At 72.3% G+C, this 24,015-nt stretch carries 23 protein-coding genes and 2 pseudogenes; 17 read left to right on the top strand and 8 right to left on the bottom strand.

Going from position 1 to position 24,015, the window contains the following annotated elements; all coding sequences use genetic code 11:
• Positions 1-37 precede the first annotated feature (37 nt).
• The 5 genes from AAW14_RS17330 (at position 38) to AAW14_RS17310 (ending at position 5,671) form a co-directional block, all read left to right on the top strand.
• Complete coding sequence (locus tag AAW14_RS17330) at positions 38-1,777, top strand: MFS transporter (protein ID WP_265564753.1); 1,740 nt, start codon at positions 38-40, stop codon at positions 1,775-1,777.
• Positions 1,778-1,913: 136 nt separating this feature from the next.
• Entirely contained in the window at positions 1,914-2,615 is a 702-nt protein-coding gene (locus tag AAW14_RS17325) for a class I SAM-dependent methyltransferase (protein ID WP_265564752.1), read from the top strand.
• A 10-nt stretch (positions 2,616-2,625) separates the two neighbouring features.
• Positions 2,626-3,567 (top strand): N-acetylmuramoyl-L-alanine amidase, encoded by a 942-nt coding sequence (locus AAW14_RS17320; RefSeq protein WP_265564751.1) that lies wholly within the window; start codon positions 2,626-2,628, stop codon positions 3,565-3,567.
• Positions 3,568-3,723: 156 nt separating this feature from the next.
• Positions 3,724-4,524, top strand: a complete 801-nt coding sequence (locus tag AAW14_RS17315; protein WP_265564750.1) for a DUF5336 domain-containing protein — start codon at positions 3,724-3,726, stop codon at positions 4,522-4,524.
• 112 nt (positions 4,525-4,636) lie between these two features.
• The gene (locus tag AAW14_RS17310; protein ID WP_265564749.1) at positions 4,637-5,671 is read left to right on the top strand and encodes an LLM class F420-dependent oxidoreductase; all 1,035 of its coding nucleotides are present in this window, start codon (positions 4,637-4,639) and stop codon (positions 5,669-5,671) included.
• A gap of 30 nt (positions 5,672-5,701) precedes the next feature.
• Here AAW14_RS17310 and AAW14_RS17305 read toward each other — a convergent pair whose 3' ends face one another.
• Positions 5,702-6,256, bottom strand: a complete 555-nt coding sequence (locus AAW14_RS17305) for a hypothetical protein (protein WP_265564748.1) — start codon at positions 6,254-6,256, stop codon at positions 5,702-5,704.
• 192 nt (positions 6,257-6,448) lie between these two features.
• On the opposite strand from AAW14_RS17305, the gene AAW14_RS17300 reads away from it, so the two are divergent.
• Entirely contained in the window at positions 6,449-6,742 is a 294-nt protein-coding gene (locus AAW14_RS17300) for a hypothetical protein (protein WP_265564747.1), read from the top strand.
• Between the two features lie 34 nt (positions 6,743-6,776).
• Here the strand turns inward: AAW14_RS17300 and AAW14_RS17295 are convergent, their stop codons facing one another.
• From AAW14_RS17295 to AAW14_RS17285, 3 genes are read right to left on the bottom strand one after another with little or no spacing between them, the layout of a single operon-like run.
• Positions 6,777-7,847 carry a prenyltransferase/squalene oxidase repeat-containing protein gene (locus tag AAW14_RS17295; protein ID WP_265564746.1) on the bottom strand — a complete coding sequence of 357 codons (1,071 nt, stop codon included), beginning with the start codon at positions 7,845-7,847 and terminating at the stop codon, positions 6,777-6,779.
• Entirely contained in the window at positions 7,844-8,587 is a 744-nt protein-coding gene (locus tag AAW14_RS17290) for a class I SAM-dependent methyltransferase (protein WP_265564745.1), read from the bottom strand. The genes AAW14_RS17295 and AAW14_RS17290 overlap by 4 nt, the downstream gene beginning before the upstream one ends.
• A complete protein-coding gene (locus AAW14_RS17285; RefSeq protein WP_265564744.1) occupies positions 8,581-10,053 on the bottom strand; it encodes a glycosyltransferase family 4 protein in 1,473 nt (490 codons plus the stop codon). Before AAW14_RS17285 ends, AAW14_RS17290 begins: the two co-directional genes overlap by 7 nt.
• A gap of 216 nt (positions 10,054-10,269) precedes the next feature.
• On the opposite strand from AAW14_RS17285, the gene AAW14_RS17280 reads away from it, so the two are divergent.
• Positions 10,270-10,962 carry a TetR family transcriptional regulator gene (locus tag AAW14_RS17280; RefSeq protein ID WP_265564743.1) on the top strand — a complete coding sequence of 231 codons (693 nt, stop codon included), beginning with the start codon at positions 10,270-10,272 and terminating at the stop codon, positions 10,960-10,962.
• A 269-nt stretch (positions 10,963-11,231) separates the two neighbouring features.
• Here AAW14_RS17280 and AAW14_RS17275 read toward each other — a convergent pair whose 3' ends face one another.
• Together AAW14_RS17275 and AAW14_RS17270 are read right to left on the bottom strand one after the other, a co-directional pair.
• Entirely contained in the window at positions 11,232-11,465 is a 234-nt protein-coding gene (locus tag AAW14_RS17275; RefSeq protein WP_265564742.1) for a ferredoxin, read from the bottom strand.
• A 3-nt stretch (positions 11,466-11,468) separates the two neighbouring features.
• A complete protein-coding gene (locus AAW14_RS17270; RefSeq protein ID WP_265564741.1) occupies positions 11,469-12,929 on the bottom strand; it encodes an aldehyde dehydrogenase in 1,461 nt (486 codons plus the stop codon).
• Between the two features lie 207 nt (positions 12,930-13,136).
• Between AAW14_RS17270 and AAW14_RS17265 the strand changes: the two genes are divergently transcribed.
• The 9 genes and pseudogenes from AAW14_RS17265 to AAW14_RS17225 all read left to right on the top strand — a co-directional run bounded on the left by AAW14_RS17265 (position 13,137) and on the right by AAW14_RS17225 (position 22,302).
• Positions 13,137-14,195 carry an MBL fold metallo-hydrolase gene (locus tag AAW14_RS17265; protein ID WP_265564740.1) on the top strand — a complete coding sequence of 353 codons (1,059 nt, stop codon included), beginning with the start codon at positions 13,137-13,139 and terminating at the stop codon, positions 14,193-14,195.
• A gap of 57 nt (positions 14,196-14,252) precedes the next feature.
• Positions 14,253-14,717 (top strand): annotated as a pseudogene (locus AAW14_RS17260) (nuclear transport factor 2 family protein).
• Positions 14,718-15,051: 334 nt separating this feature from the next.
• A complete protein-coding gene (locus tag AAW14_RS17255) occupies positions 15,052-16,278 on the top strand; it encodes a prenyltransferase/squalene oxidase repeat-containing protein (protein ID WP_265564739.1) in 1,227 nt (408 codons plus the stop codon).
• Positions 16,275-16,901, top strand: a complete 627-nt coding sequence (locus AAW14_RS17250) for an SCO2322 family protein (RefSeq protein WP_416223322.1) — start codon at positions 16,275-16,277, stop codon at positions 16,899-16,901. Before AAW14_RS17255 ends, AAW14_RS17250 begins: the two co-directional genes overlap by 4 nt.
• Positions 16,874-17,980 (top strand): energy-coupling factor transporter transmembrane component T, encoded by a 1,107-nt coding sequence (locus AAW14_RS17245; protein WP_416223321.1) that lies wholly within the window; start codon positions 16,874-16,876, stop codon positions 17,978-17,980. Before AAW14_RS17250 ends, AAW14_RS17245 begins: the two co-directional genes overlap by 28 nt.
• On the top strand, positions 17,977-19,713 hold the full coding sequence (locus tag AAW14_RS17240; protein WP_265564737.1) for an ABC transporter ATP-binding protein: 1,737 nt from the start codon (positions 17,977-17,979) through the stop codon (positions 19,711-19,713). Before AAW14_RS17245 ends, AAW14_RS17240 begins: the two co-directional genes overlap by 4 nt.
• The gene (locus tag AAW14_RS17235; RefSeq protein WP_265564736.1) at positions 19,710-20,573 is read left to right on the top strand and encodes an ECF transporter S component; all 864 of its coding nucleotides are present in this window, start codon (positions 19,710-19,712) and stop codon (positions 20,571-20,573) included. Before AAW14_RS17240 ends, AAW14_RS17235 begins: the two co-directional genes overlap by 4 nt.
• A gap of 440 nt (positions 20,574-21,013) precedes the next feature.
• Positions 21,014-21,430, top strand: coding sequence for a transglycosylase SLT domain-containing protein (locus tag AAW14_RS17230; protein ID WP_265564735.1), 417 nt, complete (start codon positions 21,014-21,016; stop codon positions 21,428-21,430).
• A 176-nt stretch (positions 21,431-21,606) separates the two neighbouring features.
• The gene (locus tag AAW14_RS17225) at positions 21,607-22,302 is read left to right on the top strand and encodes a YoaK family protein (protein WP_265564734.1); all 696 of its coding nucleotides are present in this window, start codon (positions 21,607-21,609) and stop codon (positions 22,300-22,302) included.
• Positions 22,303-22,317: 15 nt separating this feature from the next.
• Here the strand turns inward: AAW14_RS17225 and AAW14_RS17220 are convergent, their stop codons facing one another.
• Positions 22,318-22,608, bottom strand: coding sequence for an ATP-binding protein (locus AAW14_RS17220; RefSeq protein WP_322741080.1), 291 nt, complete (start codon positions 22,606-22,608; stop codon positions 22,318-22,320).
• Positions 22,609-22,685: 77 nt separating this feature from the next.
• On the opposite strand from AAW14_RS17220, the pseudogene AAW14_RS17215 reads away from it, so the two are divergent.
• A pseudogene (locus AAW14_RS17215) lies at positions 22,686-22,757 on the top strand (DUF397 domain-containing protein); the annotation flags it as partial.
• Here AAW14_RS17215 and AAW14_RS17210 read toward each other — a convergent pair.
• The gene (locus AAW14_RS17210) at positions 22,741-23,910 is read right to left on the bottom strand and encodes a steroid 3-ketoacyl-CoA thiolase (protein WP_265564733.1); all 1,170 of its coding nucleotides are present in this window, start codon (positions 23,908-23,910) and stop codon (positions 22,741-22,743) included. The pseudogene AAW14_RS17215 and the gene AAW14_RS17210 sit on opposite strands and share 17 nt — an antisense overlap.
• Positions 23,911-24,015 lie beyond the last annotated feature (105 nt).

The raw sequence follows: 24,015 nt of genomic DNA, 5'->3' as shown, positions 1-24,015 counted from the left end.
GCGCACCACTCCCCTTCCGGCCTGGAGGCCCCTCGTCATGACGCACACGACCACCGACCAGCCCGTCCGCAGGCCGTCCGGCGCGGTCGTGCCGGTGCTCGCCTTCGCGGGCATCGTGGTCGCGGTGATGCAGACCCTGCTGGTCCCGGTCATCAAGGATCTGCCCCAGTTGCTGAGCACCTCGCCCAGCAACGCCACCTGGGTCCTGACCTCGACCCTGCTCTCTGGCGCCGTGGCCACGCCGATCATGGGCCGCCTGGGCGACCTCTACGGCAAGCGGCGGATGCTGCTCACCAGCCTGGCCGTCATGGTGGTCGGGGCGCTGGTCAGCGGATTCACCAGCACCGTGCTGCCGATGATCGTCGGGCGCACGCTCCAGGGCTTCGCCATGGGCGCGATACCGCTCGGCATCGGCCTGATGCGCGACATGCTGCCCCGCGAACGGCTCGGCTCCGCGATGGCCCTGATGAGCTCCTCGATCGGAGTCGGCGGCGGACTCGCGCTGCCCGCCGCGTCCCTGGTCGCCCAACACGCCGACTGGCACGCCCTGTTCTTCGGCGCCGCCGGACTCGGCGCCCTCTCCATCGTCCTCACCCTCCTCGTCGTGCCGGAGTCCCCGGCCCGCGCCGAGGGCTCTTTCGACCTGCTGGGCGCGCTCGGCCTGTCCGCCGGCCTGGTGCTGCTCCTGCTGCCGATCACCAAGGGCAGCGACTGGGGCTGGGCGTCCGCCACCACGCTCGGCATGTTCGCGGCCTCCGTCACCGTCCTCCTCCTGTGGGGGCTGCTGGAGCTGCGCGTCAGCGCCCCGCTCGTGGACCTGCGCACCAGCGCCCGCCGTGAGGTGCTGCTCACCAACCTGGCCTCGATCATGGTCGGCGTCTCCTTCTACGTCGTCTCCCTCGTCCTGCCGCAGCTGCTCCAGCTGCCCACCGCCACCGGGTACGGCCTCGGCCGGTCGATGGTGGTCGCGGGCTTCTGCGTGGCGCCGCTGGGCCTCACGATGATGTTCACCGCGCCGGTCTACGCCCGGCTGTCCGCCAGGTACGGCCCGAAGGTCACCCTCATCATCGGCCTGCTGGTCATCGCCATCGGCTACGGCGGCGGCCTCGGCCTGATGGGCGCCGCCTGGCAGACCGTGGTCACCTCGGTGGTCCTGGGCGCGGGCATCGGCCTCGCGTACTCCTCGCTGCCCGCGCTGATCGTCGGCGCGGTCCCGGCCTCCGAGACGGGCGCGGCCAACGGCCTCAACACCCTGATGCGTTCGATCGGCACGTCGGTCTCCAGCGCCGTCATCGGCATGGTGCTGGCCAACACCGCACACCATGTGAACGGCCTTGCCATCCCCACCATGCACGGCTTCCGCGTCTCCTTCCTGATCGCGACCGCCGCGGTGGCGCTCGGCCTGCTGCTCGCCCTCTTCCTGCCCGGGCAGCGCCCCTCGGCGAAGCCGCAGCTGCGCGCGAGCAGCGAGGAGGACGCCAACCTGGAGCGGGCCGAGGAGGTGCTGCGGGGCTTCCGCGGCCGGATCCTGGACGCCGAGGGGGCCCCGGTCGCCCGCGCCAAGGTCACGCTGATCGACCGCCGGGGCCGGCAGGCGGGTGCCACGCTGTCCGGGGAGGACGGCAGCTACGTGCTGGCGGTGCCGGCCAAGGGCCCCTATGTGCTGGCCGCCAGGGCCGTGGGCCACGCCCCGCTCGCCTCGTCGGCGACCCACACCGGCGACGACCGCCCGGTCGACCTGGACCTCTCCCTGCCGGGGGAGACGGTCCCGGCCTGATCCGGGTCCGGACGCACACCCGCACCCCCCCTCTCCCACGTGACGGGGGGTGCGGCAGCATGGGCCGTCCACAGGTCCGTACGACGCCACCGGGGCCGTACGGCGCCTGCCCGCACCGACGACCGAAAGGACCCCCATGCCCGCGGCACCCTCCCCCGAGCACTCGCCTTCGCTCGAGCAGGGGGGACCCTCACCCGAGATCCTGGCGACGTTCGAGGCCGCCAAGGGGTTCATGCCGCTGCGCGAGGGGCTCGCGCTGTACGAGGCCGCGGTCGCGGCCGGGCGGCTCGGGCTGCCCCTGCTGGAGGTCGGAACGTACTGCGGGCGCTCCACGATCCTGCTCGCCGACGCGGCCCGTTCCGCCGGGGTCACCGCGCTCACCGTCGACCACCACCGCGGCAGCGAGGAGCAGCAGCCGGGCTGGGACTACCACGACCCGGAGACGGTCGACCCCGAGGTCGGCCTGATGGACACGCTGCCCACGTTCCGCCGCACGCTGCACCGGGCGGGCCTGGAGAACCACGTGGTCGCGCTGGTGGGCCGTTCGCCGCAGGTGGCCAGGGTCTGGAACACCCCGCTCGGTCTCGTGTTCATCGACGGCGGCCACACCGACGAACACGCGAGCGCCGACTACGAGGGCTGGGCCCCGCACGTGGCCGAAGGCGGGCTGCTCGTCATCCACGACGTCTTCCCGGACCCCGAGGACGAGTTCACCGGTCAGGCTCCGTACCGGGTGTACCTCAGGGCGCTCGGGTCCGGCGCGTTCACGGAGGTCTCGGTGACCGACTCACTGCGCGTCCTGAGGCGAACGCGGGCGGGGAGCGGACCGCGCGGTTAGGGTCGCAGTCATGTCGTACGTGGGTCCCGACTTCGATCCTCCGCAGCCGCGCCGCCCCCGGCGCGGACCGCTGATGGTGGCGGTCGCCGCGCTGGTGCCGGCCGCGCTCGTCGGCTGGCTGGTGTACGAGGCGGTGGCCGACACCGGCGGCCGGTCCGGCGCCGCGCCCGCCACGCGTTCCTCGGCGCCCTCGACCGTCACGGGCTCCCCCGAGGACGACGGCAAGCAGCCGGCCGCCTCCCCGGCGCGGACTCCGACCGCCGCCGCGGACGCGTCCGGGGCGCTCAGGGGCAAGGTCGTCGTCATCGACCCCGGGCACAATCCCGGCAACGTCCAGCACGCCACCGAGATCAACCGCAAGGTGAACATCGGGACGAACTGGAAGGAATGCGACACCACCGGGACCTCCACCAACTCCGGCTACACGGAGGCACGTTTCACGCTGGACGTGGCACGCCGGCTGCGCACGATCCTCCAGCAGCAGGGCGCCACGGTGAAGTTCACCCAGGACGGGGACCGCCCGTGGGGACCGTGCGTGGACGAACGGGCGCGCTTCGGCAACGAGGCGCACGCCGACGCGGCGATCTCCATCCACGCGGACGGTGCGGCGGAGGGCGACCGCGGCTTCCATGTGATCCTTCCGGCCTCGGTGCACCAAGGCGCCGCGGACACCCGTCCGATCATGGCCTCCTCGCGCTCGCTCGGCGAACGGGTCGCGGGCAGCTTCGTCCGCGTCACCGGAAGCGCACCCTCCAACTACGTGGGCGGCGGCACCGGTCTGGTCGTGCGCGACGATCTCGGCGGTCTCAATCTGTCAACGGTTCCAAAGGTGTTCATCGAGTGCGGCAACATGCGCGACAGCAAGGACGCGGCACTGTTGACCAGCGATGCGTGGCGGCAGAAGGCGGCGCAAGGAATCTCTGAGGGAATCGTGAGTTTCCTGCGCGGGTAGCGATCACCCGTCCGGACCCGGCGGACACCCAGCTCGGGCGGACGATAGTGTCGCCCGTACGATAAAGGGCCCACCCCCGCGCTTCACACCGCGGCCCGAGGTCGACATGGTGACAGCGACGCCTCCACCGACGAGACGACAGACGAAGGACCCGAAGTGAACATCCGCTCCCTCACTAGGGGCGACGGCGTGGTGATCGGAGCAGCGGTACTGCTGTTCATCGCGTCGTTCCTCGACATCTACTCGATTGACGGGGCCCCCAGCGGCATCAGCCTCCCCAACGCCTGGGGCAGCGGACCGCTCCTGCTGAGCGTCTTCCTGGCGGGCATCATCGGCGCCGCGCTCGTCGTCGTCGCCCGCGGACTTCCGCAGACGCCCAAGGTCGTCGGCCTCGACCTCGGTCAGTTCGGCGCCGCCTTCACGGTGTTCGCCGCGTGGAGCGCACTCGGCAACGTCTTCGACCCGGCCGGAGGCTTCGACAACATCCGTGACGGTTCGAGTGGCCTCAGCGCCGGCACGGGTGCGATCCTCGGCCTGGTCGCCGCCCTGGTCATGGCCGCGGCCGCCGTCGCCACCCCCCTCGTCCCGGCCCTCCAGGCCCCTCTTCTCCCCGCCCCCAAGCCCGCCGCTCCCCAGCCCTACGGCGCGCAGCCGCAGGGCGGTTACGGCTACCCGGGCGCGCAGCAGCCGTCGTTCGGCAGCCAGCCGCAGCAGGGTCAGCCCTTCGGCGGACAGCCGCAGCCGGCCCCCGCCGCGGCGGACTTCTCGCCGTTCTGGTTCGCCGTGCCGGTGCCGCGTCCGCTGTACGCGGAGGACGGCTCGCCCACACCGATCGCCGAACTCGCGCCGGGCACCTGGTACTTGGCCGTCGAGCAGCGCGGTCCGGCGCTGGTGGCGCAGACTCAGGACGGCCGTCGCGGCGTGCTGCAGGACACCACCGGGATCCAGCGCGGCTGAGCAGGTCCACGCACGGCCCCTCGCCCTTCCGGGCGGGGGGCCGTTGTCGTACAGTCGGGGCCCGCAAGAGAACTGACGTGACGTCAGATAATGGGTGGCGGCTGGAGGCGGCATGCGGCTCGGACTCGCGCTCGGCTACTGGGGCCGCGGCCCCGCGAGTGACCATGTCGCGCTGGCGCGGGAGGCCGAGCGGCTCGGCTACGACTCCGTGTGGACCGCCGAGTCCTGGGGTTCGGACGCCTTCACCCCGCTGACCTGGATCGCCGCCCGGACGACGAGGATCGAACTGGGCACGGCGGTGGCCCAGATGGCCGCCCGCTCCCCCACCACCACGGCGATGCACGCGCTCACCCTCGACCACCTTTCGGGCGGACGCATGATGCTCGGCCTCGGTCTGTCGGGGCCGCAGGTCGTCGAGGGCTGGTACGGGCGGCCGTTCCCCGCGTCACCGCTGACCGCGACCCGGGAGTACGTCGACGTCGTACGGCAGGTCCTGCGGCGCGAGGCCCCGGTCACCCTGGACGGGCGCTTCCACCCCCTCCCCTACCCGGGGGCGGACGGCACCGGGCTCGGCAAGCCGCTCAAGCCGATCACACACCCCCTGCGCGCCGATCTGCCGGTCCTGCTCGGCGCCGAGGGGCCGAAGAACGTGGCGCAGACGACCCGGATCGCGGACGGCTGGCTACCGCTGTACTGGTCGCCGAACCGTCCGGAGGCGTACGGGGTGTCGCCGGCCGGGCTGTGCGAGGTCCACGGGGGCTCCGGCACACATCACTTCCGCGTCGCCCCGATGGCCCGGGTGAAGGTGTGCGCGGATGTGGCCGAGGGGCTCCTGCCGGTGAAGGCGATGCTCGGCTTCTACATCGGCGGGATGGGGCACGCGGCCCGCAACTTCCACGCCGACCTCATGGCCCGCATGGGGTACGAGGAGGAGGCGCGCCGGATCCAGCGGCTGTTCCTGGAAGGCCGGCGCCAGGAGGCGGTGCTGGCCGTGCCCGATGCCTTCGCCGACGAGATCTCCCTGGTCGGGCCACGTGAACGCATCGCGGAACGGCTGGAGTTGTGGCGCAAGGGGCCGGTGACGGACCTGCTCGCCCTGGCGCCGGATCCGCACACGCTGCGGGTGCTGGCGGAGCTGAACGCATGAGGCGCCACGCCCCGGTGGCGTGGTCACAGGTCAGCCCCGATGGAGTTGTGCGGCCGACGGGACGTGGTTGCCGACCGGGGCGCCCGAGCGCCTGCCGGCGTCCTTCACCTTGGCGATGACGTCGTCGAAGGACCGCACGGCCGACTCGTCGCCCTTGCGGAGCCTGGCGGACAGGCCCTTGAGCGCGTCGATCCCCTCGACCAGCGGGGCGAGGGACCTGGAGAGCCTGGGGTCGCCGTGGGCGTTGCGCACGGCGGCCTTGAGGCGGTTGTAGGCGAAGGTGCCCGCGAGGGCCGCCTTGGCGAGGGCGGCCGTCCGTCCCCTCGTGCCCTTCCTGAACGCGCCCGCCTTCCATGGCTTCACGATCCACTGGTACGACGCCCCGGCCGCGAGACCCGCGTTCGCCACGAAGCGGGTCCTGGCGAACTTCTGCCGCTGCGCTTGGGTGGTCGGGGACGGCGTAGGTACCGCGATGTAGGCGGCGGCCTCCTGCGCCGCACTACCGCCACCGCAGGCGGCGGCGCCGACGAACAGGGTGGAGCAGAGTGCGAGCGCCACGGCGAGGGCTCGTATCGGTGCGGGCACGGGGTCCTCCGGGTCTCCGGGACGGCTGGGACGGCTCTCCCGGGCCGGGAGAACACGGCTCTACCGGCAGCCTCACCCGCCCCGTCCGGCCGTGCCGCCCCGGCTGGCCCGTTCGGGTGACGTCCGGGCCGGGCGAGCGACGCGCCGCACCCGTACGGGTTTCAGTCGAGGATCCCGGGCAATCCGAAGGGCATGTCCCCCAGATATCGCAATGGCGCCAATCAGGCCGGCACGGTGATAGCGATCGTCGCCGACGTCATGGCCTTCATCCTGGGCCTGTGGATCCTGATGTACCTGCTGGACGCGAACCGCGCCAACGAATTGGTGCAGTTCGTGCATGACGCGGCCAACTGGCTCGCCAGTTGGTCCTACGACCTGTTCACCTTCAACAAGGCGTGGGCACGGGTGGTCGCCGGTTACGGTCTCGCCGCCGTCGTCTACCTCTTCGTGGGCCACGCCATCGCCAACCGGATGCACCGGCAGTGAACCGCCCAGGCGCACTGCACCGGCAGTGAACCGCCTATTCGCAGCAGTCCGGGTCCAGCCCCCTGGGCAGGTGTTCGCCGCCGAAGACCGCGCACGTCGGCTCGTCGCCGCCGAGCGCGGCCACGGCGAGCAGGAGTGAGCCCGCCGTCCAGGTGGTGAGTTCCTCGGGCCAGATCGCCCCGTCGTCGAAGACGTAGCCCGTCCAGTAGAGGCCCGTCTTCGGGTCCCGCAGATGCTGGATGGACTGGAGAATCTCCAGGGCGCGGTCGGACTCGCCCATCGCCCAGAGCGCCAGGGCGAGTTCGGCCGACTCGCCTCCGGTCACCCACGGGTTCGGGACGACGCAGCGCACCCCGAGGCCGGGGACCACGAAGCGGTCCCAGTCCCCTTCGATGCGCTCCTTCGCCTCCGCACCGGTGAGCGCGCCGCCGAGGACGGGGTAGTACCAGTCCATCGAGTAGCGGTCCTTGTCCAGGAACCTCTCCGGGTGCCGGCGTATCGCGTGCCGCAGCACGCCCACCGCCAGCTCCCAGTCCGGCTGGGGCTCTTCGCGTAGCTCGGCGATCGCCAGGGCGCAGCGCAGCGCGTGGTGGATCGAGGAGCAGCCGGTCAGCAGCGCGTCCGCCGTGGGCGTGCCGTCGTCCTCGCGCTTCCAGCCGATCTGCCCGCCGGGCTGCTGCAGCCGGAGCACGAACTCCACCGCCGCGTACACCGTCGGCCACATCCGGTCCAGGAACGTGTCGTCGCCGGTCGCGAGGTAGTGGTGCCAGACACCGACGGCCACGTAGGCGACGAAATTCGTCTCCCGGCCGCGGTCGCCGACCTCCTCCGGGTCGCCGTCGGCGTACGCCGCGTACCAGGACCCGTCCTCGTTCTGGTGCCGGGCCAGCCAGTCGTACGCCCGCTCGGCCGCCGTGTGCTCCCCCGCCGCGTCGAGCGCCATGGCCGCCTCGACGTGGTCCCACGGGTCGAGGTGGTGCCCGCGGAACCACGGTATGGCGCCGTCCTCCCGCTGCACGGCGAGGATCCCGCCGACGGTCGCGGCGGCCTGCTCCGCGGTGAGGACCCCGGGCAGGACGAGGTGTTCTGTCCGGGGAGTGGTCACGTGGCGTCCGCCTCGGAGACGCGCGGCAGGTGGGGCTTGGTCGCGTACGCCACGAAGCTCTTGCCGATCAGCGGGTTCAGCGCCTGCTCGGCGACCCGCGTGGCGAGCGGCTTCTTCATGATGTCCCAGACCAGCAGCTTGTGGTACGCGCGCACCGGCAGCGCCTTGTCGTTGTCGACGCCGAACGCGCACTTCAGCCACCAGTACGGCGAGTGCAGCGCGTGCGCGTGGTGCGTGCCGTACGGCTCGAGCCCCGCCTCCCGGATTCTGGCGAGGAGTTCGTCCGCCTTGTAGATGCGGATGTGGCCGCCCTCGACCTCGTGGTAGGCGTCGGACAGGGCCCAGCAGACCTTCTCGGGGCCGTAGCGCGGGACGGTGACGGCGATGCGGCCGCCCGGCTTGAGCACCCGGACCATCTCGGCGAGGACGCCCTTGTCGTCCGGGATGTGCTCCATGACCTCGGAGATGATCACGACGTCGAACGACTCGTCGGGAAAGGGAAGCGCGAGGGCGTCCCCCTCCATGGCGGTCGCGGTGGCTCCGGCGGGGGCCTCGCCCGCCTCCTTCATCGCCGCGAACCACTTGGCGACCTCGCGGATCTCCTCGCCGTTCCGGTCGACGGCCACGACCCGCGCGCCGCGCCGGTAGCACTCGAACGCGTGCCGTCCGGCACCGCAGCCGAGGTCCAGGACTCGGTCGCCCGGGGCGAGCGGGAACCGGGAGAAGTCGACGGTCAGCACGTGGCCCTGCTTTCGCGGTTGGGTACGACTAGTTCTTCGGCGGCGACGGTTACCCGGGCGGCGACCGCCGCTTCGGCGCGGACAGTTGCTCCGGCGGCAGCGGCCTCCTCGGCGGCGGAGCGACCCGGGTGCCGGGGCGCCGAAGGCTCGGGGCGCGCCGCGGTGCGGACGATCGCCTCGCGGTACCGCGCCACCGTGCCCTCGGCCGCCTTCGCCCAGGTGAAGTGGCGTAGCACCCTTTCCCGTCCGGCGGAGCCGAGCCGTACCCTCAGTCCCGGGTCCGCGAGCAACCGGCTCAGCCCGGCGGCCAGCGCACCCGCGTCGCCGGGCGGTACCGCGAGGCACGTCTCGCCGTCCGGCCCCGCGACCTCCGGTATGGCACCGCCGGTCGTGGCCACCAGCGGCGTACCGGTCGCCATCGCCTCGGCCGCCGGCAGGGAGAAGCCCTCGTACAGCGACGGCACGCACGCCACCTCGGCCGAGCGCACCAGGTCGACCAGTTCCGCGTCCGAGATGCCCTTCACGAACTCGACGGCGCGCTCGAGCCCGTACCGCTCGATCGCCTGCGCGACCGGGCCGTCCTCGGCGCGCTTGCCGACCACGACGAGATGCGCCCCGGGGTGCTCGGTCCGCACCTTGGCGAGCGCCTCGACCAGGAAGACGAGGCCCTTGAGCGGGACATCCGCGCTGGACGTCGTCACGATCCTGCCCGGCACCTGCGGCACCGACGGATCCGGCGAGAAAAGGTCGGTGTCGGCGCCGATGTGCACGACATGGACACGGTCCCGGGAGACGCCCAGATGGTCCACGATCTCCTGGCGGGACGTCCCGGAGACGGTGAGCACCGACGGCAGCCGGCGCGCGACCCGCCTCTGCATCCGGGTGAACGCGTACCAGCGCCGTACAGACGCGCGCCGCCGCCAGCCCTGGGCCGCGTCCAGCTCCAACTGCCGGTCCACGGTGATGGGGTGGTGGATGGTGGTGACCAGCGGCGCGCCCACATCGCCCAACAGGCCGTATCCGAGTGTCTGGTTGTCGTGCACGACGTCGAAGTCCCCGCGCCGGGCGCCCAGATGACGACGGGCGCGCAGCGAGAACGTCAGCGGCTCGGGGAAGCCGCCGGTCCACATCGTGGCGACCTCGAGCGCGTCGATCCAGTCCCGGTACTCGTCGCGCTTCGGGGTGCGAAAGGGGTCGGGCTGGCGGTACAGGTCGAGGCTGGGCAGTTCGGTGAGGGAGAGCCCCTCCAGACCCTCGCCCTCGTCGAGGACGGGGTACGGCTGTGCGCCGATGACCTCCACCTGGTGGCCGAGCCTGGCCAGCTCGCGCGAAAGGTGCCGTACGTACACGCCCTGACCGCCGCAGAACGGGTTGCCCTTGTACGTGAGGAGCGCGATGCGCAACGGGCGTTCGCCGCCCGCGGCCGACCCCTCCTGGGGACCCGCCTCCCTGGCCTCAGCGGTCACTCTCGGCCCCTTCTCCCTGGCATTTCCCGCGAGATTACGCCGGGACGGTAATCTAGAACAAGTTACAGACTTGATCGTTCAGGAGGCTCCGAATCTACCGGCAGGTAAGGGCACTGTGAGCAGTGGATCAGGTGATTCGCGCCACGACGCAGAACCCTGCCATGCTGTCTGATCATTTGCCCTCACCGACCGTCACGGAACAACGGAACGGGATCCATGCCTGCGGAAGCCAAGGTGCCAGCCAGTACCGCGCGACCGGCGGCACAGCCGGCCTCACCTCCGCTCACCGAGCGGCAGGAGGCGCGCCGTCGCCGCATCCTGCACGCGAGCGCACAGTTGGCCAGCCGGGGCGGTTTCGACGCGGTGCAGATGCGCGAGGTGGCGGAGTCCTCACAGGTGGCTCTCGGCACGCTGTACCGCTACTTCCCGTCGAAGGTGCACCTGCTGGTCGCCACGATGCAGGACCAGTTGGAGCACATGCACGGCACGCTGAGGAAGAAGCCGCCGGCCGGCGAGACGGCGGCCGAGCGGGTGGCGGAGACCCTGATGCGCGCCTTCCGCGCGCTGCAGCGCGAGCCGCATCTGGCCGATGCCATGGTCCGCGCGCTGACCTTCGCCGATCGCAGTGTCTCCGCGGAGGTGGACCAGGTCTCCCGCCAGACGACGGCGATCATCCTGGACGCGATGGGTCTGGACGACCCGAGCCCGGAGCAGCTGTCCGCGGTGCGGGTGATCGAGCACACCTGGCACTCGGCCCTGATCACCTGGCTCTCCGGCCGCGCGTCCATCGCCCAGGTGAAGATCGACATCGAGACGGTGTGCCGCCTGATCGACCTCACGGGCCCGGACGACCTCACGGGCCCGGACGAGAGGGGCCGGGGCCAGGAGGGGTCACACCCCGGACCGTAGGAGCGCACACGAAAACCTACGAGACGGGTTTGGATGACCTTCAGATCTTTCGATCCTCCGATCTTGCGATCTTCTGACCTTCCAGTCTTCCGGTCCCTCGACCGTCGATGTCGGCCTCAGCGGAAGCCGAAGCTTCACGCCAAAGTCGGCGACTCCGGTTGAGTGCCTCACTCGTCCCGTAGGCACTCTCAGGATATGACTTACAACAGCGAATGGAACCCCCCTGAATCAAGATTTTTGGGATGATTCGGACCAATCCTCGGTGTGGACTAGTCCTCGGGCGGGAACACCGACTCTCCACTCCCCACAAGCGTGATCGCGATGGCCTCCACCGGGCAGTTCTCCGCCGCCTCCAGGATCTGCTCGCCCGCGTCGGCGTCCGGCTCCACCGGGTGGGACTGCCGGGCGGCGTCGAGACGGAAGGCGCCGGCCGCCCGGTGGACGCACTGCCCCGAGCCGATGCAGACCGAGCGGTCGACCTCGATGCGCCAGCGGTCGCCCATGTGCTACGCCTCCCCGTGCCCGGCCGGCAGGTGGATCATCTTGTGCTCCAGGAACTCCCCGTACCCCTCGGGCCCGAACTCCCGCCCGAGGCCCGAGTTCTTGTAGCCACCGAAGGGGCCGAGCATGTCGAGGCTGAAGGTGTTCACGGAGTAAGTGCCGGTGCGCACCCGGCGGGCGATCTCGATGCCGTGCTCGACGTCCGCCGTCCACACGCTGCCGCTCAGCCCGTACTCGGAGTCGTTGGCGATCTTCACGGCCTCGCTCTCGTCGCCGTACGGGAGCAGGCAGATGACCGGCCCGAAGATCTCCTCGCGGGCGATCCGCATCGAGTTGTCCACGTCCCCGAAGAGGGTCGGCTCCACGTACCAGCCGCGGCCGAGCCCCGGCGGACGGCCGCCGCCGGTGAGGATCTTGGCGCCCTCCTCCTGGCCGATTCGGATGTAGTCGAGGTTGCGCTGCTGCTGGCGCCTGGCCACCAGGGGGCCGACCTGGGTCGCCGGGTCCAGCGGGTCGCCGACCACGAGGGCGCTCGCCGCGGCGGCGAAGGCGTCGGCGAACTCGTCGTAGCGCGAGCGCGGCACGAGGATGCGGGTCTGGGCCACACAGGCCTGGCCGTTGTTCATCCAGGCGGCCGGGACGATCCCCGTCACGGCCTGGTCGAGGTCCGCGTCCGGCAGCACCAGGGCCGCCGACTTGCCGCCCAGCTCCAGGGTCACCCGCGTCAGGTTCCGGGCCGCGACCTCCATCACGCGCCTGCCGGCCGCGACCGAGCCGGTGAAGGACACCTTGTCCACGCCGGGGTGCCCGACCAGGTACTCGCTCACCTCGCGGTCCGCGGGCAGGACCGACAGCACGCCCTCCGGCAGCCCGGCCTCACGGGCGATCTCGCCGAGGATGTACGCGTCCAGCGGCGACTCGGGCGACGGCTTGAGCACGACCGTGCAGCCGGCGAGCAGCGCGGGCGCCAGCTTGGCGGCCGCCACGAACTGCGGCACGTTCCATGGCACGACGGCAGCCACGACCCCGACGGGCTCGCGCCGCACGAGGATCTTGCCGAGGACGCCGTCGCGCCGCTCCTCGTAGGTGAAGGTTCGCGCGACGGTGATCGCCGCGTCCCACACCATCATCGCGCCGAGGGCCTGCGCGAGGACGCTCCAGGAATACGGGGAGCCGTTCTCGGAGGAGATCACCCGGGCGATCTCTTCGTGCCGCAGCGCGATCGCGTCCTTGATCCGGGTGGCGGCCTCGGTCCGCTCGTCGAGCGTCGCCCGCGGCCAGGGCCCCTCGTCGAAAGCGCGGCGCGCCACGGCGACGGCCCGGTCGACGTCCTCCCGCGAGGCGTGCGGCACCCGCCCGACGACCTCCTCGGTGTGCGGCGAGACCACCTCGATGACGTCCTGGCCCAGGGGGTCGGTCAACTCCCCGCCGATGAACAGCTGTCCGTGTTCCACGAGTTCGGTCATGGCCGACTGCCTCCCCGGGGGACGGTCTCCGACGGCCCCCACCTTCCCTGACGGTCCATCAGATACCGCAACTGATACCAGCTCGGGCCGACGGAGTCCACGGGAGGGACACGGCCGGGACGCGGACGCGGCACGGAAGGTCGACCCGGGCCACCGTAGAAACGTGTTCTAGTTATAGTGGGCCGGAGGACGGCGATTGGGGAGCCCATGGCGCAGACGGCCGATCACGGCGGGGGCGTACGGTCACTCAGGGTTCCCATCCCGGACAATCCCCTCGGTCACACGCTGGTGTACGTCGTCGACACCGACCGCGGTCCGGTGCTGGTCGACACGGGCTGGGACGACCCGGACTCCTGGGACGCCCTCACCGAGGGGCTGGCGGCCTGCGGCACCTCGGCCGCCGAGATCCACGGCGTCGTCATCACCCACCACCACCCCGACCACCACGGCCTCTCCGGCAAGGTGCGGGAGGCCTCCGGGGCGTGGATCGCGATGCACGCGGCGGACGGCGCGGTCGTACGACGGACCCGCGAGACCCGTGCCGAGCGGTGGTTCACCTACATGGCCGTCAAGCTGGCGGCCGCGGGCGCACCCGAGGAGCACCTGGCGCCCCTGCGCACCCCCCGCTCCCTGCCCGGCTTCTCCCCCGCGCTCCCGGACCGCGAGATCGTCCCCGGCGAACTCCTCGACGTCCCCGGCCGCCGCCTGCGCGCGATCTGGACCCCCGGGCACACACCCGGCCACGTCTGCCTCCACCTGGAGGAGGAGCATCCGGCGGGGCTCGCGGGCCACGGCCGCCTGTTCTCCGGCGACCACCTGCTCCCGGAGATCACCCCGCACATCGGCCTGTACGAGGACCCGGACGACTGTGAGGGGACCCCCTGCTCGAACGAAGTTGAGAGCTTGGGGGAGGTCACCGATCCCCTGGGCGACTACCTGGACTCCCTGGAGCGCGTCGGCCGCCTCGCCCCCGCAGAGGTGCTCCCGGCCCACCAGCACGCGTTCACCGATTGCCCGGGCCGCGTACGGGAGTTGCTGGCGCACCACGAGGACCGGCTGGCCGGGCTCCGGTCCCTGCTGACCACCCCGCTCACCCCCTGGCAACTCGCGGAGCGCATGGAGTGGAACCGGCCCTGGGAGCAGATCTCGTACGGGTCACGGCACATCGCGGTCGCGGAGGCCGAGGCCCATCTGCGCCGACTGGTGAAACTGGGCCGGGCGGAGGCGGTGACGGGAAGCGATCCGGTGGCGTACGTGGCGGTGTGACGGCGTGACGGCGTAATCCGGTCGTGTCCGTACGGCTGCCAGTGCTACCACCGTGCCATGGACCCCTGGGAGCAACTCCTCGCCGAACGCGCCTGCGAGCGCCTCGTCCTCGGCTTCGCCCACCGCCTCGACCTCGGCGAACCACCCACCGTGGCCGAGCTGTTCACCGAGGACGGCATCTGGGAATAGCCGGAGGGCGGGCGGCGGATCGAGGGCCGGGACGCCCTGCGGACGTACTTCGCCTCGCGCCCCGCGGACAGGCTCTCGCGCCGCCTGATGACGAACGTCCTCGTCACGGCGGCCTCCCCGACGACGGCCACCGCCACGTCGTACTTCGCGACCCATCGGGTCGACGGCTACGCGGGCGGCATGGTCCCGGCGGGCCCCCCGACGCAAGTGGGCAACTACGAGGACACCTTCCGCAAGGTGGACGGCGCCTGGCTGCTCGCCTCCCGGACCCTCTTCCTTCCCTTCGGCGGCCCGACCGCGCGCCTGGGTGACGGCGGGCCGTGCGGCGGGTGAGGCCGCGGGGCCCGAGGTCGCAGGCGGCTCCCGGGTGTGTCCGTACGGGCCGGTAGAGTGTGCGGGTCGTCATCACCCGTACGGTGGGAAGCCGCGCAAATCCGGCGCTGGCCCTTCCCCAAGCCCTCGACTTCGCTCGAGCACGGGAGGCCCCGATCCGTGATCCGTCTGCCCAAGGCGGTGAGCCGGACTGCCTCGCACGGGACATGACCGGCTCATGCCGTCGGCAGTCCGCCGACGGCAGGCACCGTCGAGGTCACGGGGCCGGAGCCGCCCGGCTGCCTCCGAGCGCCCGTGCGCCCCGGTCCCCCACAGGGAGAGGCATCCGCCGATCATGATCGTTCGCCGCAGCGCAGCGGTACTGGCCGCCATAGCCGTGATCGGCGCGGCCGCTGCCCCGGCCGCAGTGGCCGGGAGCCCCTCCCCGTCCGCCCCGCCGTCGCTCCCCTCCGGCCTGTACGGCACCACGGACCCCACCTACGACGGCGTCTGGCGCCAGTCGTTCGCGCTGTTCGCCCAGCACACCGTCGGTGTGAGGCCGGCCGTGGAGGCCGTGGACTGGCTCGCCGGGCAGCAGTGCGCCGACGGCGCCTTCGCCCCCTACCGCGCGAACCCGACGGCGAAGTGCGACGCGAAGACACCCGTCGACACGAACAGCACTGCGGCCGCCGTCCAGGCGCTGGCCGCGCTCGGCGGGCACGCCCAGGCCGAAAAGGCCGTGGCCTGGCTGAAGTCCGTGCAGAACGCGGACGGCGGCTGGAGCTACACCCCGGGCGGCGCGAGCGACGCCAACTCCACGTCCGTTGTGGTGGGAGCACTGGCCGCAGTCGGCGAAAAGCCGGGGGAGGTCAGGTCCAAGGGCGGCAAGTCGCCCTTCGAGGCGCTGCTGAAGCTGTCGATCCCGTGCGACCAGGACGGCGGCGGCGCGTTCGCCTATCAGCCGGACAAGAAGGGCGGGCTGGCGGCGAACGCGGACGCCACGGCCGCCGCCGTGGTCGGCGCACTCGGCCAGGGGCTCGCCGGTCGGGCCGCGAAGCCGTCGGGCACCGCTGCCTCGTGCCAGACCGCCGAGAGCCCCGAGCAGGCCGCGCGCAACGGGGCCGCCTTCCTGGTCAAGGCCCTGGCCAAGGACGATCACCTGACGTCGGCGCTCCCCGGTGCCAAGCCGGGGCCCGACTACGGCAACACGGCGGACGCGGTCGTCGCGCTCGCCACGCAGGGCTCGACGGAGTCCGCGAGGAAGACGTACGCCTGGCTCGAGAAGAACTCCGCGCAGTGGGCGAAGACGAGCGGCCCGGCCGCGTACGCGCAGCTGATCCTCGCCGCGCACGCGCTGGGCGCCGACCCGCACGACTTCGGCGGGGCGGACCTGGTCACCGAGCTGGGCGCCACGGGCCCTGCACCGCAGGCGGCGCAGGCGACCGGGCACAGCGACGAAACCGGCAGGAAGACCGACTCGAGTTCCAGCACCGGCTTCTGGTGGGTCATCGGCGTCGGGCTCGTCGCCGGCGTCGGCATCGGCTTCCTGCTGTCCGGCCGCAGCAAGAAGCGGCAGCCGTGATACGCCGCACCTCGACCGCCCTGCTCCTGGCCCTGCTCGTTGTCTTCGGCGCCGGCCAGGCGCACGCCGTCGGCTACCGGTACTGGTCCTTCTGGGAGCGCAACGGCAACGCGTGGACGTATGCCACGCAGGGCCCGTCGACGGCGCGCCCGGCCGACGGGGACGTCCAGGGCTTCCGGTTCGCCGTGAGCGCGGACTCGAAGGACGCCATGAAGCCGCGCGGCACGGCGGACTTCGCCGCGATCTGCGCGAGGACGCCCGCGCAAAGCGGTGAGAAGCGGGTGGCGCTGGTCCTCGACTTCGGTACGACGGCGGACGCCCCCTCCGGCGAGACCCCTCCGGCACCGCGCACCGCCTGCGCCCGCGTGCCCGGGGACGCGACCACGGCGGACGCCCTGGCGGCCGTGGCCAAGCCCCTCCGGTACGACATGAACGCCCTGCTGTGCGCGATCGCGGGGTATCCGGAGAAGGGGTGCGGGGAGCAGGTGACGGCGCCGGGCAAGCCGGCGCCGGCGCGGAGCAGGCCGCACCACGGCCCGTCGGTGGGCGTGCTGGCGGGCGCCGCCGCCGTGGCCGCGCTCGGCGCGGCGGCGATATGGCAGGCACGCCGCCGCAGGGGCTGACCATGGCACCCCGCCGAGGCCGGCCCGCCGTGCACCCGGGCGCGTGGTGGCTGTGGGCCCTGGGCCTGGCCACCGCCGCCACCCGGACCACCAACCCCATCCTGCTCGCCCTCCTCATCGCCGTGTCCGCCTACGTCGTCGCGGCCCGCCGTACCTGCGCCCCCTGGTCCCGCTCCTACTCCGCCTTCGTACGGCTCGGCCTCGCCGTCCTCGCCGTCCGTCTCCTGTTCGCCGTGGTCCTCGGCTCGCCCGTCCCCGGCACCCACACCGTTCTCACCCTCCCCGAGGTGCCCCTCCCGCACTGGGCCCAGGGCATCCGCCTCGGAGGCCGGGTCACCGCCGAGGGCCTCGTCTTCGCCCTCTACGACGGTCTGAAGCTGGCCACGCTCCTGATCTGCGTAGGCGCCGCGAACGCCCTCGCGAACCCCGCCCGGCTCCTCAAATCCCTCCCGGGCGCCCTGTACGAGGCGGGTGTCGCGGTCGTCGTGGCGCTCACCTTCGCCCCGCACCTCATCGCCGACGTCCGGCGTCTGCGTGCCGCGCGCCGGCTGCGTGGCCGGCCCGACCGGGGCCTGCGCGGTCTGCTCCAGGTCGGACTTCCGGTCCTGGAGGGCGCGTTGGAGCGCTCGGTCGCGCTCGCCGCGGCGATGGACGCGCGCGGCTTCGGCCGCACCGCCGATGTCCCGCCCGCCGTCCGCCGCACCACCACCGCCCTCACGCTGGGCGGTCTGCTCGGCGTGTGCGCGGGAACGTACGGACTGCTGACCGCGGAAGGGGCCGTCTACGGTCTGCCCGTCCTGCTCGCCGGCCTGGCAGCCGCGCTCGCCGGGCTCCTGCTCGGCGGCCGCCGCTCGCCGCGCACCCGCTACCGGCCGGACGCATGGGGCGCACGGGCGTGGCTGGTCGCCGGTTCCGGGATCGCGGCGGCGGCGCTGCTGGCCGCCGCCGGTGATCCCGCCGCGCTGCGCCCCGGCGTCGTACCGCTGACCGCCCCGACGCTCCCGCTGCTCCCCGCCGCGGCCCTGCTGCTCGGTCTGCTGCCCGCGTTCGTCACTCCCACCCCCGAGGAGCCCGCGTGATCCGCTTCGAGAACGTCTCCGTGACGTACGACGGGGCGGCCGAACCCGCCGTGCAGGGCGTCGACTTCGAGGTACCGGAGGGCGAACTGGTGCTGCTCGTCGGCCCGTCGGGGTCCGGGAAGTCGACGGTGCTCGGGGCGGTGAGCGGACTCGTCCCGCACTTCACGGGCGGCACCCTGCGCGGCCGTGTCACCGTGGCCGGACGCGACACCCGTACGCACAAGCCGCGCGAGCTCGCCGACGTGGTGGGCACGGTCGGGCAGGATCCGCTGTCCCACTTCGTGACGGACACCGTCGAGGACGAACTCGCCTACGGCATGGAGTCGTTGGGACTCGCCCCGCAGATCATGCGGCGACGGGTCGAGGAGACCCTGGACCTGCTCGGGCTCGCCGCTCTGCGGGACCGGCCCATCGCCACGCTCTCCGGCGGGCAGCAGCAGCGCGTCGCGATCGGCTCCGTGCTCACCCCGCACCCGAAGGTCCTCGTCCTCGACGAGCCGACGTCCGCGCTGGACCCGGCGGCGGCCGAGGAGGTCCTCGCCGTCCTGCAGCGGCTCGTCCACGACCTCGGCACGACGGTCCTGCTGGCCGAGCACCGGCTGGAGCGGGTCGTCCAGTACGCCGACCTGGTCGCCCTTCTCCCGGCCGCCGGCGCCCGCCCGGTCCTGGGCACCCCCGCGGAGGTGATGGCCGTCTCCCCGGTGTACCCGCCGGTGGTGGCCCTGGGCCGGTTGACCGGCTGGTCGCCGCTCCCTCTGACGATCCGCGACGCCCGCCGCCGCGCGGCACCCCTGCGCGACCGGCTCGCGAACGCCGCTCGCATACCGGATTCCGCTCTCCAAAGGGATGCTCCCCCTCCCCCGGATTCCGCTCTCCGCGGGGATGCTCCTCCTCCCGGCGGGGCGGCCACCCGCCCCGCCGTCCCCGCCCCGCGCCGCTTCCTGCGCCGGCGTACCGTCCCGGGCGCCCCACCGTCCCGGCCCACGGCGGTGGTCACGTCCCTCGACGTGCGTCGTGGCGGTATCGAGGCCCTGCGGCATGTGGACCTCACCGTCACCCCGGGAGAGACCGTCGCCCTCATGGGACGCAACGGTGCCGGGAAGTCCACCCTGCTCTCCGCGCTCGTCGGGCTGGTCGAACCGGCCCGTGGATCCGTGCGGGTCGGCGGCGCGGTGCCGCATCGCACCGCCCCGCGCGAGCTGGTGCGTCGCGTGGGCCTCGTGCCCCAGGAGCCACGGGACCTGCTGTACGCCGACACGGTGGCCACCGAGTGCACGGCAGCCGACCGGGACGCGGGCGCCGCCCTCGGCAGCTGCCGGGCCCTGGTGTCCGAACTGCTGCCGGACGTCGCGGACGACACCCACCCCAGGGATCTGTCGGAGGGACAGCGGCTGGCGCTCGCCCTCGCCGTCGTGCTCACGGCCAGGCCCCCGCTGCTGCTCCTGGACGAGCCGACGCGCGGTCTCGACTACGCGGCGAAGGCCCGTCTGCTCGCCGTACTGCGCGGGCTCGCCGCCGACGGGCACGCCATCGTCCTCGCCACCCATGACGTGGAGCTGGCCGCCGAACTCGCCCATCGTGTGGTGATCCTCGCGGACGGCGAGGTCGTGGCCGACGGCCCCACCGCCGAGGTCGTGGTCGCCTCCCCGTCGTTCGCGCCCCAGGTGACGAAGGTCCTGGCCCCTCAGCGGTGGCTCACGGTCACCCAGGTCCGGGAGGCGTTGTCGTCATGACTCCACATGACGCAGGAACACCCGCGCCCTCCCGGCCGCGACCGGTCACGGTCTCCCAGGCCCGTCCCGTCCGCCTCGGGCCCCGCTCCCTCGCCGCCCTCGCCCTCGTGAGCGCGGTCGGTGCCGCGGGCTTCGCCTGGCCCCTGTTCGCCGATCCCGGCTCACAGCTCGGCGCGCACGCCCAGGACGCCCCCTGGCTGTTCGCCGGGCTGCTCGTCCTGCTCGTCGCCGTCGTGACGGCGACGATCTCCGAGTCCGGGCTCGGCCCCAAGGCGGTGGCCATGCTCGGCGTGCTCGCCGCGACCGGCGCCGCCCTGCGGCCGATGGGCGCCGGGACCGCCGGTATCGAGCCGATGTTCTTCCTGCTGGTGCTGAGCGGGCGGGTGCTCGGGCCGGGGTTCGGCTTCGTGCTCGGCGCCGTGACGATGTTCGCTTCCGCGCTGCTGACGGGCGGGGTCGGTCCCTGGCTGCCGTTCCAGATGCTGGCCATGGGGTGGTTCGCGCTGGGTGCGGGACTGCTGCCGGGACCGGACCGGCTGCGGGGGCGGGGCGAGGCGGCGGTGCTCGCCGGGTACGGCTTCCTGGCCTCGTTCGCGTACGGCACGGTGATGAACCTGGCGGGCTGGCCCTTCATGAGTGCCCTCGCCTCGGGCATCGCCTTCGACCCGCACGCCGGGCTCGCCGCCAACCTCACCCGCTTCCTGGCGTACTGCATGGCCACCTCCCTCGGCTGGGACCTGGGCCGCGCCGTCGTCACGGTCGTGCTGACCTTCGTCCTGGGCCCGGCCGTGCTCAGGGCACTGCGCCGGGCGACCCGGCGGGCGGCCTTCGAGAGCCCGGTCACCTTCGAAGGGCCGTAGGGCGCGACGCCGGTGACTGCGCCGCCCTCCTCCGTGCGGCGCCCGTCACATTCCAACTCCCGCGCGTGCGGCGCAGGTCACACCGTCCGGCACCTGTCCGTGGGTCACCCATCGACGGTCCGTTACACAAACCGTGACGAGTCCCACGTGACCACCGTCACCTACGACACGCGACCGTAGTTCCACGGGAAGGCATGCACTCGTCAATCTTGCCCCTGACCTGCACATTGAGACCCAGGTCACACAGGGGACCTTCGCGACGGATGCGACCACAACTAGTAAAAAGGGTCATTGCGGACGAGTCGCCCAGCTGCTTCTCTGGATGACGTCGCCGGGCGCCGACGAGCCCACACGGGCCGCGGCGCCGACGCACGCCCCCTCCACTCCCACGTGGTTCCGGCATGCAGCGACACCCATGCCCCCAACGAAAAGGTTTCTCTGTGTCCGTCTCTTTCATCCGCCGCATCGCTTCCCCGAAGAAGGCCGTCGCCACTGCCGCCGTGGCCGCCGCCGCGACCGGCATGCTGCTCACCTCGGCGCCCGCTCAGGCCGCCGTCCCCGCTTCGGCCACCAACGCACAGGCGATCGCGCACAAGATGATTCCTGACGCCACGCAGTTCGAAGCGTTCAACAAGATCGTCTCCCACGAGAGCGGCTGGAACCCCAGCGCCACCAACGCCTCCTCCGGTGCCTACGGCCTGGTCCAGGCGCTGCCGGGCTCGAAGATGGCGTCCGCCGGCTCCGACTGGAAGACCAACCCGGCCACCCAGATCAAGTGGGGCCTGGACTACATGAACTCCCGCTACGGCAGCCCCGCCGCGGCGTGGAACTTCTGGTCCACCCACCACTGGTACTGATCCAGCCGGTCTCACGCGACTGCGCAGGCGGCGACCCCGAATCCGGGGTCGCCGCCTTCGGCGTATCCGCACTCGGCCGGGTACGGCTCGCCGGTGGCGGGTCCTCCGTACCGGTCGACGGCCCCCGGCCGTGGTGGACTTGAGGGCACCGCGCCCGTTCCGCCACCGGAGGCCCCATGACGAGGGAGACGACCGCCGCCGAGGAGCACGGCCCCGAGGCGCGCGGACTGCGTCTGGTGCCGGTGCTCCTGGTGATGACCGTGGTCAGCGGGCTCATCGACGCGGTGAGCTACCTGGGCCTCGGACACGTCTTCACCGCGAACATGACCGGCAACGTGGCTGTGCTCGGCTTCGCCGCCGCCTCAGCCCCGGGCTTCTCCGCGCCGTACTCGCTCGTGTCGCTGGGATCGTTCCTGCTGGGGGCGGTGGTGGGCGGGCGCGCCGGGAGACGGTACGGCGGCGACTCACGGCGCGCGTGGGCCCGGATGACGCTCGCGGTGGAGGCCGTACTGCTGGGCACGGCCTCGGCGGTGGCGCACACCACCCCGGGCACCACCGGCACGGTCTACGCACTGATCGCACTCACGGCCTTCGCGATGGGCGTGCGCAACGCGACGGTACGGAAGCTGGCCGTGCCCGATCTGACCACGACGACCGTCCTCACCACGACCCTCACCGGCCTGGCCTCCGACTCCCGGGCCGCAGGCGGCTCGGGCAAGCGGTCACCGCGCCGCGCGGCCTCCGCGCTCGCCCTGCTGGCGGGCGCGGCGCTCGGCGGCTGGCTGGTGATCCACCGGGGCCTGGCCATCCCGCTGCTGATCGCTTCACTGACGACGGCGACGCTGGCGGTGACGGTGTCCGAGCGGGAGTGAACCCCGCGCGAGCCGTCACACGACCCGGCATTCGAACCAGACAGTCTTGCCACCCGCAACCCCGGGCTCCACACCCCATTTGTCGGCCACCGCATCCAGCAGAGTGAGCCCACGGCCGCTCTCCGCGTCCTGAGGCAACTCCAACGGCACCGACGTGAGCCCGGCGAACCCGTCGGCCACCTCCACACGGACCCCCGTCGCCTGCCGCAGCACCAGCACGGTGCAACGCCGGTCCGGGACATGGCGTACGACGTTGGCGATCAGCTCGCTCACGCCCAGCTCCGCCGCGTCGGCCAGGTCCGCCATCTCCGACTCGCGCAGGAACGAGTGGACGACGCGCCCCGTGCGCCACCGTAGCCGTACGCGACTCCAAGAACCCGGCGGGGCCCGTCCTCGCCTTCGACCCCGCCGCGTTCACCACGTTCGTCTCCTGGACCTCTACAGCCGCTGAATGATCGTCCCGGTGGCCAGTCCGCCACCCGCGCACATCGTGATCAGCGCGAACTCCTTGTCGCTGCGCTCCAGTTCATGGAGCGCAGTGGTGATCAGCCGGGCCCCCGTCGCCCCCACCGGATGCCCCAGCGCGATCGCGCCACCGTTGACGTTGACCTTCTCCAGGTCCTGCTCGAAGACCTGCGCCCAGCTCAGCACCACCGACGCGAACGCCTCGTTGATCTCGACCAGGTCGATGTCCTTCAGGGACATCCCGGCCTTCCCCAGCACGGCCTTCGTCGCGTCGATCGGGCCGTCGAGGTGGAAGTGCGGGTCCGATCCCACCAGCGCCTGGGCCACGATCCGCGCGCGCGGCCTCAGCTTCAGTGCGCGCGCCATGCGCTTCGACGCCCACATGATGGCCGCCGCACCGTCCGAGATCTGCGAGGAGTTGCCCGCCGTGTGCACGGCCGTCGGCATGATCGGCTTCAGCGTCGCCAGCACCTCCATCGAGGTGTCGCGGAGCCCCTCGTCCCGGTCGACGAGCCGCCACATGCCCTGGCCCGCCCGCTGTTCCTCCTCGGTGGTCGGCACCTGGACGGCGAACGTCTCGCGCTTGAAGCGCTCCTCCGACCACGCGACCGCGGCCCGCTCCTGCGAGATCAGCCCGAGCGAGTCCACGTTCTCGCGGGTGAGTCCCCGGTGCCGGGCGATCCTCTCCGCCGCCTCGAACTGATTGGGAAGGTCGACGTTCCACTCGTCCGGGAAGGGCTTGCCCGGCCCGTGCCTGGACCCCGAGCCGAGCGGTACGCGCGACATGGCCTCGACTCCACAGCTGATCCCGATGTCGATGACGCCCGCCGCGACCATGTTGGCGACCATGTGCGAGGCCTGCTGCGAGGAGCCGCACTGGCAGTCGACGGTCGTCGCCGCGGTCTCGTACGGCAGACCCATGGCCAGCCAGGCGGTGCGGGCCGGGTTCATGGACTGTTCGCCCGCGTGCGTCACCGTGCCGCCGACGATCTGTTCCACACAGTCGGCATGAATGCCGGTGCGCCCGAGGACCTCACGGTAGGTTTCGCCCAGGAGATAGGCGGGATGCAGATGGGCGAGCGCGCCACCGCGCTTGCCGATGGGCGTGCGTACGGCTTCGACGATCACGGGTTCCGCGGCCATGGGGGGTTCGTCCTCTCCTCGGTCACCCGCGCGGCGCGGGCGTCCCGGCCCACCCGCCACGCTGAACTAGTACGCGTTCTAGTTCTGCTTGCAGTTTGCTGACAG

Origin of the sequence: Streptomyces hygroscopicus, from assembly GCF_026168105.1 — a bacterium.
GTDB lineage: Bacteria > Actinomycetota > Actinomycetes > Streptomycetales > Streptomycetaceae > Streptomyces > Streptomyces hygroscopicus_D.
Note: the sequence above shows the minus strand (reverse complement) of the source record. Positions and strands in the feature narration are given on the sequence as shown.

Bases quoted from the DNA above. Each gene is read 5' to 3' on its own strand.
- AAW14_RS17265 (WP_265564740.1), top strand. From the start codon at position 13,137: ATGGCGCAGACGGCCGATCACGGCGGGGGCGTACGGTCACTCAGGGTT.
- AAW14_RS17330 (WP_265564753.1), top strand. From the start codon at position 38: ATGACGCACACGACCACCGACCAGCCCGTCCGCAGGCCGTCCGGCGCG.
- AAW14_RS17255 (WP_265564739.1), top strand. From the start codon at position 15,052: ATGATCGTTCGCCGCAGCGCAGCGGTACTGGCCGCCATAGCCGTGATC.
- AAW14_RS17245 (WP_416223321.1), top strand. From the start codon at position 16,874: ATGGCAGGCACGCCGCCGCAGGGGCTGACCATGGCACCCCGCCGAGGC.
- AAW14_RS17275 (WP_265564742.1), bottom strand. From the start codon at position 11,465: ATGGGCGACCGCTGGCGCATCGAGGTCGACCGCTCGGTCTGCATCGGC.
- AAW14_RS17270 (WP_265564741.1), bottom strand. From the start codon at position 12,929: ATGACCGAACTCGTGGAACACGGACAGCTGTTCATCGGCGGGGAGTTG.
- AAW14_RS17320 (WP_265564751.1), top strand. From the start codon at position 2,626: ATGTCGTACGTGGGTCCCGACTTCGATCCTCCGCAGCCGCGCCGCCCC.
- AAW14_RS17235 (WP_265564736.1), top strand. From the start codon at position 19,710: ATGACTCCACATGACGCAGGAACACCCGCGCCCTCCCGGCCGCGACCG.
- AAW14_RS17280 (WP_265564743.1), top strand. From the start codon at position 10,270: ATGCCTGCGGAAGCCAAGGTGCCAGCCAGTACCGCGCGACCGGCGGCA.
- AAW14_RS17310 (WP_265564749.1), top strand. From the start codon at position 4,637: ATGCGGCTCGGACTCGCGCTCGGCTACTGGGGCCGCGGCCCCGCGAGT.
- AAW14_RS17325 (WP_265564752.1), top strand. From the start codon at position 1,914: ATGCCCGCGGCACCCTCCCCCGAGCACTCGCCTTCGCTCGAGCAGGGG.
- AAW14_RS17220 (WP_322741080.1), bottom strand. From the start codon at position 22,608: ATGGCGGACCTGGCCGACGCGGCGGAGCTGGGCGTGAGCGAGCTGATC.
- AAW14_RS17300 (WP_265564747.1), top strand. From the start codon at position 6,449: ATGTCCCCCAGATATCGCAATGGCGCCAATCAGGCCGGCACGGTGATA.
- AAW14_RS17210 (WP_265564733.1), bottom strand. From the start codon at position 23,910: ATGGCCGCGGAACCCGTGATCGTCGAAGCCGTACGCACGCCCATCGGC.
- AAW14_RS17225 (WP_265564734.1), top strand. From the start codon at position 21,607: ATGACGAGGGAGACGACCGCCGCCGAGGAGCACGGCCCCGAGGCGCGC.